Source organism: Streptomyces sp. DH12, from assembly GCF_020873895.1.
GTDB lineage: Bacteria > Actinomycetota > Actinomycetes > Streptomycetales > Streptomycetaceae > Streptomyces.
In genome coordinates this window covers 1-514 of the sequence record NZ_JAHWGT010000702.1, presented here as the reverse complement: position 1 = coordinate 514, position 514 = coordinate 1, and the positions used below count along the sequence as shown (strand labels likewise).

At 75.5% G+C, this 514-nt stretch carries 1 protein-coding gene; it reads right to left on the bottom strand.

Annotated features, from left to right (window positions below; all coding sequences use genetic code 11):
* Nucleotides 1-514, bottom strand: a 514-nt coding sequence (locus LPA54_RS36605) for a sensor histidine kinase (protein ID WP_228984817.1), incomplete at both ends; no start/stop codon positions are given.

Below are 514 nucleotides of genomic sequence, written 5' to 3'. Positions count from 1 at the left end.
GTCAGGGTGGCGCGCATGTCGCGCAGCGCCCGGCGGCTGACGTCCTCGATGACCGCCAGGGCCTCCTTCGCCTCCTCCGGGCGGGTGGCCACGACGTGGTTGGCGATGGAGGCCTTGACGGCGATGAGTCCCACGCTGTGGGTGACGACGTCGTGGATGTCGCGGGCGATGCGCAGGCGTTCCTCGGTCTTGGCCTGCTCGGCGGCGTGCTCGATGGCGCGCCGGGTACTGAGTCCGCGCTCCCTGACCGCCGAGCCCGCCGCCCAGGTCGCGCCGAGCACGAGGAGGCCGAACACGGCCTGCACGGCGGTGCTGCCGCCCTGGTAGGACTGCCCGCCCGACAGCGTGAGCAGGGCGGCGACCGCGGCGCACAGCCCGGCGACGGCGACGGCCGACACCCCGGGGTCGCGCCGCCGTGTGGTGGCCACCGTGTAGACGGCGTAGGAGGCGGCCAGAAACGGGGCGGGACCGAGACCGGCGGCGAGCGCCCCGCACGCCGCGGCCAGGACGAGGA